The organism is Lysinibacillus sp. BF-4 (assembly GCF_000743635.1).
GTDB classification, from domain to species: Bacteria; Bacillota; Bacilli; order Bacillales_A; family Planococcaceae; genus Metalysinibacillus; species Metalysinibacillus saudimassiliensis.
This window is the reverse complement of sequence record NZ_JPUW01000067.1, coordinates 1-5,313: the sequence shown is the minus strand read 5'-3', so window position 1 is coordinate 5,313 and position 5,313 is coordinate 1. Positions and strand designations below refer to the sequence as shown.

General features: G+C 40.4%; 6 protein-coding genes. 1 reads left to right on the top strand and 5 read right to left on the bottom strand.

The genetic code is table 11. The features are described from left to right. Positions 1 to 152: 152 nt before the first annotated feature. The gene (locus CH76_RS12970; RefSeq protein WP_036147182.1) at positions 153 to 1,886 is read left to right on the top strand and encodes a methyl-accepting chemotaxis protein; all 1,734 of its coding nucleotides are present in this window, start codon (positions 153 to 155) and stop codon (positions 1,884 to 1,886) included. Positions 1,887 to 1,957: 71 nt separating this feature from the next. Here the strand turns inward: CH76_RS12970 and CH76_RS12965 are convergent, their stop codons facing one another. From CH76_RS12965 to CH76_RS13960, 5 genes are all read right to left on the bottom strand, one after another. After that, a complete protein-coding gene (locus CH76_RS12965) occupies positions 1,958 to 2,224 on the bottom strand; it encodes a metal-sensitive transcriptional regulator (protein ID WP_036147180.1) in 267 nt (88 codons plus the stop codon). A gap of 68 nt (positions 2,225 to 2,292) precedes the next feature. Next, positions 2,293 to 3,168 carry a glycine betaine ABC transporter substrate-binding protein gene (locus CH76_RS12960; RefSeq protein WP_036147177.1) on the bottom strand — a complete coding sequence of 292 codons (876 nt, stop codon included), beginning with the start codon at positions 3,166 to 3,168 and terminating at the stop codon, positions 2,293 to 2,295. A 74-nt stretch (positions 3,169 to 3,242) separates the two neighbouring features. Next, positions 3,243 to 4,118 carry a glycine betaine ABC transporter substrate-binding protein gene (locus tag CH76_RS12955; protein ID WP_051910374.1) on the bottom strand — a complete coding sequence of 292 codons (876 nt, stop codon included), beginning with the start codon at positions 4,116 to 4,118 and terminating at the stop codon, positions 3,243 to 3,245. Positions 4,119 to 4,167: 49 nt separating this feature from the next. Further along, on the bottom strand, positions 4,168 to 5,019 hold the full coding sequence (locus CH76_RS12950; RefSeq protein WP_036147172.1) for a proline/glycine betaine ABC transporter permease: 852 nt from the start codon (positions 5,017 to 5,019) through the stop codon (positions 4,168 to 4,170). Next, positions 5,019 to 5,313, bottom strand: a 295-nt coding sequence (locus CH76_RS13960; protein WP_036147169.1) for a CBS domain-containing protein, incomplete at its 5' end; no start/stop codon positions are given. The genes CH76_RS12950 and CH76_RS13960, both read right to left, overlap by 1 nt.

Here is a 5,313-nt window from a genome sequence, read left to right as displayed (position 1 = left end):
AAATTTGAGAGTGGTATTTTTTATTTGTCAGAAAACTCTTTCAAATCACGACTTTTATATTATACTAAGAGAAAGGAAATGTAACTTAATCATTATTTTTGTATATTAAACGTTATTTTTCTCTTTTGAGTAGTTAATAGGGAGTGATTTGTATGAGGCATTCTGTACGTAACAAACTTGTTGGCTTAGCCATTATTGTAATTCTTATTCCTACGTTACTTATCGGCATCGTTAATTACATAGTGGCAAAAAATGAACTAGACAGTGTAGGCAGGCTAGGGCTCCAAAATGGCGCACTAGGCATTACACAACTCATTAGCACTTTAGATAATCAAGTAAAGCTTGGCAACCTCACATTAGAGGAAGCACAAGAGATGGCACGTAGCCAAATTATTGGCACTAAAAATGCGGATGGTACACGCACTATTACTAACGACATCACTTATGGCGATAATTTTTACTTTTATGCCGTAACAGAAGATGGCATTGCGGTAGCTCACCCTACAATTGAAGGTGATAGCACCCTTGATTTACAAACAGCAGAAGGTCGCTACTTTATGAAGGAAATTATTGATAAAGCCAATCATGGTGGTGGCTTTGTGGGCTATGATTGGCCGCTTCCTAATGAGCCTAACACTATTGCTCCTAAAATTACCTATGCTACGAAAGATAGCAATTGGGGCTGGGTTATTGTAGCTGGCACGTATGAAATGGACTTTAACGCAGGCGCTAAAAACGTACTACTCTATGCCCTTATCGTTACTGTACTTGCTGTTAGCGTAGGCATTGCACTATTTTGGTTTTTCTCTGGTCGCATGACTAGCTATATCCGTCGCATTATGGTGATGACTTCAGATATCGCAAAAGGGAAACTCACAGGCGAAGACATCCCTCTATTAACAAAAGATGAACTAGGTACACTAGCCACTAATGTTAATAATATGAAACAAAGTTTAAACGAGATGGTAGGCAATACACGTGATTCCTCACTGCAAATGCGTGAGTCCTCGGAGACCCTAAGCGCAATTACTGAGCAAACTACCGCTTCAGCAGACGAAATCCATTTAGCGATTTCAGCCATTTCTAGTGGTGCTGTTACACAAGCCGAAGAAGCCGAGGAAGCAATTACTAAAGTAGAAGCACTTTCGACCTTAATCGCAACTACTACACACGCCTATGGTGAAATCACTACAAGTATGAACACGATTATTAGTTCACAAACGACAGGACAACAGCGCGTAGAAGAATTAAAAGAAGGCTCGCTACAATTTACAGCTGTTATTGATGAACTTCGCACAAATTTTTCTGGCTTAACTACACAAATGCAGGAAATCCAAAACATTGTGCAAACCATCACCTCCATTTCGGAGCAAACAAATTTACTCGCATTAAATGCAAGTATTGAGGCTGCGCGAGCGGGCGAACATGGCAAAGGTTTTGCTGTCGTTGCTGAAGAAGTACGCAAACTTGCTGAACAAACGAATAGCGCAACTACACATGTACGTGGCGTACTACATCGTATCGAAGCAGATGCTACAAACGCAGATACCAAAATGCAACGTACATTGGCGCTATCTTCATCACAAGTACTAGCTATTGATGAAGTACACGATGCCTTTAATCAGCTGTCAGCAGCTATCACAAGTATTAGCGAGCACCTTACTGCATTAGATAATAGTATGGTAGCTATGAGTGACAACCGACTTATTGTAGTTAAAGCTATTAATGAGATCGCTACAGTTGCTACAGAGTCTGCCGCAGCTACAGAAGAAATTAACGCCTCTATCGACGAACAAAAAATTGCTGTAACTTCGATTATGCACTCCTCTGTCCAACTTCATACAGAGGCAGAGCGTATGCATGAGCTAGTTGAGCGCTTTACGTAATACAAAAAAGCACCAAGTCCACAACAGTCAGGTATAGACCTGCCATTGTGAGCTTGGTGCTTTTCATTTACTTATCGACTTTTTACTACTAAGTTCATTGCCTCTTGAATCATAGCATTTACCTTTTCGTCATCGCCCTCTGCATTGCGTACACACTCTAATAAGTTTTCACTTACAATAACGCCTACTGTACGGTCGACAGCCGAACGAACCGCAGATAATTGCGTAATAACGGATTTGCAATCTTTGCCTTCCTCCATCATTTTTAAAATACCTCGCAATTGACCTTCCATACGCTTAACGCGATTTTTAACCTGTGCCTCATATTCGTATGACATACGACTCGCCCCCCTACTCTTTGATAGTAGTATAGCATGTTACGAATACCAAGTTAAGAACTCCGAAATTATTTCTTCCAACCTTCTACTGTATCTTCATTTGCCTCAATCCAGTCACGGGCTGCATCCTTAGGATCTGCACCTTCAGAAATAGCCTTCATTACTGTTTCGCTATCCTCTGATGTCCAATAAAAATTATCTAACAGCTCAAAAGCCTCTGGTTTATCTTTATCTAACCCTAAACGTGTTACTGTATGGATAGACTCTGTTGTACCATAAGCTTCTTTAGGGTCTTCTAAATATTTTAAGTCATACTTCGCAAATTTCCAGTGTGGTGACCAGCCCACTACTACAATGTCTTCTTCATTTTCATAAGCTTGCCCTAAAGCTACTGTCATTGCACCTGAAGATGAGGCTGCTACACTCCAGTCACTTAAATTAGGGTAATCTGTCGCTAAGTTTTCCGTTATCTCCATAGTATTAGCACCTGGCTCAATACCTGTAATTGTTTTATTAGCTTCGTCTGATAAATCAGCAATCGAATCTACTTCCATATATTTCGGTACAACTAATCCGACACGAGCGCCCTCAAGATTTGGACCTAGCTCCATAACGTCATCTTTGTATTGTTCCATTTTAGGAGCGTGCATCTTAGGTAACCATGCTGCTACCATTGCATCTGCCTCACCTTTTGCAATTGATTCCCACATTACACCATTGTCGAGCGGTGTTAAGGTCACGTTATACCCCATATCTTTTAATACTTCGCCTACTACGTTAGTAGATGCCACCTCTGTATCCCACTCTACATAAACTAAATTAATATCCTTCTCGTCGTCAGTACCAGTTGCTTCATCTTTATTTTTGTCATCGGCTTTATCGCCACATGCTGCTAATACTAAGCTAGTTGCTAATGCTGCACTTACAAGTGTAAATTTTTTCAATTTGTTTTCCTCCTATAAAAAAAGCAGAAGAAAACAGAGTTTTCTCCCGCCTTGATTTGTTGTTTAAGACGGTTTTACTTAACGTCCTTTGTCCACGCATCTACTTTATCTTTATTCGCTTCAATCCAGTCACGTGCCGCTTCTTTTGGATCTTTGCCATCAGTTACTTCAAGCATAACTGTCTCTACATCATCCGAAGTCCACTCAAATGCGTCTAACACTGAGTAAGCATTTGGCATATCTTTATCTAAATCTTTACGTGTAAACGTATTGATTGTTTCTTCTCCGCCAAATACTTCTTTAGGGTCTTCTAAATATTTTAAGTCATACTTCGAAAACTTCCAGTGAGGTGACCAGCCTGTAACGATAATATCATTTTTGCCTTCAATTGCTTGCTCTAATGCCACTGTCATCGCGCCTGAAGAAGATGTTTGTACTGACCAATCATTAAGATTGTCATACTCCTCTAATGCTTTTTCAGAAGCAGCTACAACACCAGCACCTGGCTCGATACCTGTAATTGTTTTGTCTGCTTCGTCTTTTAAATCTTCGATAGAATCCACTTTCATATACTCAGGTACAACAAAACCAATTTTTGCGCCCTCTAAGTTAGGCCCTAGCTCTAGTAAATCATCTTTATACTTATCATATTGTGCCGCATGCGTATGAGGTAACCATGCTGCTACCATTGCATCTGCCTCTCCATTAGAAACAGCTTCCCACATAATAGCATTATCAAGTGGTGTTAATGTTACGTTATAGCCTAAGTCCTCAAGTACTGCGCCTACCACGTTAGTAGAAGCAATCTCCGTATCCCACTCTACATAAGCAAGGTTAATATCCTTCGATTCTTCTGTAGTTGTGTTAGCGTCTGTACCTTCGTTTTTATCTTTCGCTGTCTCATCTTTATCCTTGTCGCCACAAGCTGCTAATGCTAAGCTCGCTGCCATTGCCAAACCTGCTACTTTAAATTTGTTATTCAAAAAAGTTCCCCCTCAATTACTGTTTCTTTCTATCTAAGCTCTGTGTTAAGCGATCTAAAATAATCGCTAAAATCACGAGCGAAATCCCTGCTACGAAGCCTGTACCGGCTTGTGCACGTTGAAGTGCTGATAAAACATTTCGACCTAAACCATCTGCACCAATCATTGACGCAGTTACAACCATTGATAGCGCAAGCATTACCGTTTGGTTAATCCCTGCCATAATTGTTGATTTAGCTAAAGGTAGCTCTACTTTAAATAATTTTTGAGAGCCTGTACTACCGTAAGAATCTGCCGCCTCTACAAGCTCGCGTGGTACTTGGCGGATACCAAGGTTTGTCATACGAACTGTTGGTGGTAGGGCGAAGATAATAGATGCAAACACACCTGGTACTAAACCAATACCAAAGAATGCAACCGCAGGAATTAAATAAACAAACGCGGGCATTGTTTGCATAAAGTCTAAAATAGGTTTAATGATTTTTTCTGCTGTTTCACTTTTCGCCATTAATATCCCAGTAGGCACACCAATGATAATAGATAATATACTTGCGTATAAAATTAAGTTAAACGTATCCATAAGTTGTGGCCAAAGCCCTTGGTTATATACCAACAGCAAACCGACTAAAGTAAAAGTCGGTAGCCCAAATTTTTTACGTGCCGCAAAGAATGCCAACACTACCATTAACAAGATAAATATAATTGGTGGTATTGCTGTTAACATATCCGCTGTAGTATCCATCAACCATTTACCATTGTTTTTAATAAAATCAAAGGCTGGGCGGAATGTGGTCGTTAACCACTTCATCCCATCATCTACCCATTCAGCTAGAGGTATTTTAGGTACTGTATCTAAAAAGTTGCTCATTACTGTACCTCCTCTGTCTTCGCAAGTGCTTCAATAACAACACCACGAATAATTACACCGAGTAGACGCTCGCCTTTTACAACAGCGACTGGCGTACGTGCATCATAAATAACATTAAAGACATCTTGAATGAGCGTATCTGCCTCAACCGTTTTAATATCCGTTTGGAGGTAGGCTACTAAATCTTTACTACCTTGCTTAGCTGCCTCACGCGCATCATCTGCCGTAATGTAGCCGCGCAAGTTACGATGGCGGTCCACCGCAATTAATAGACTGACTTCCTCTTCACGCATA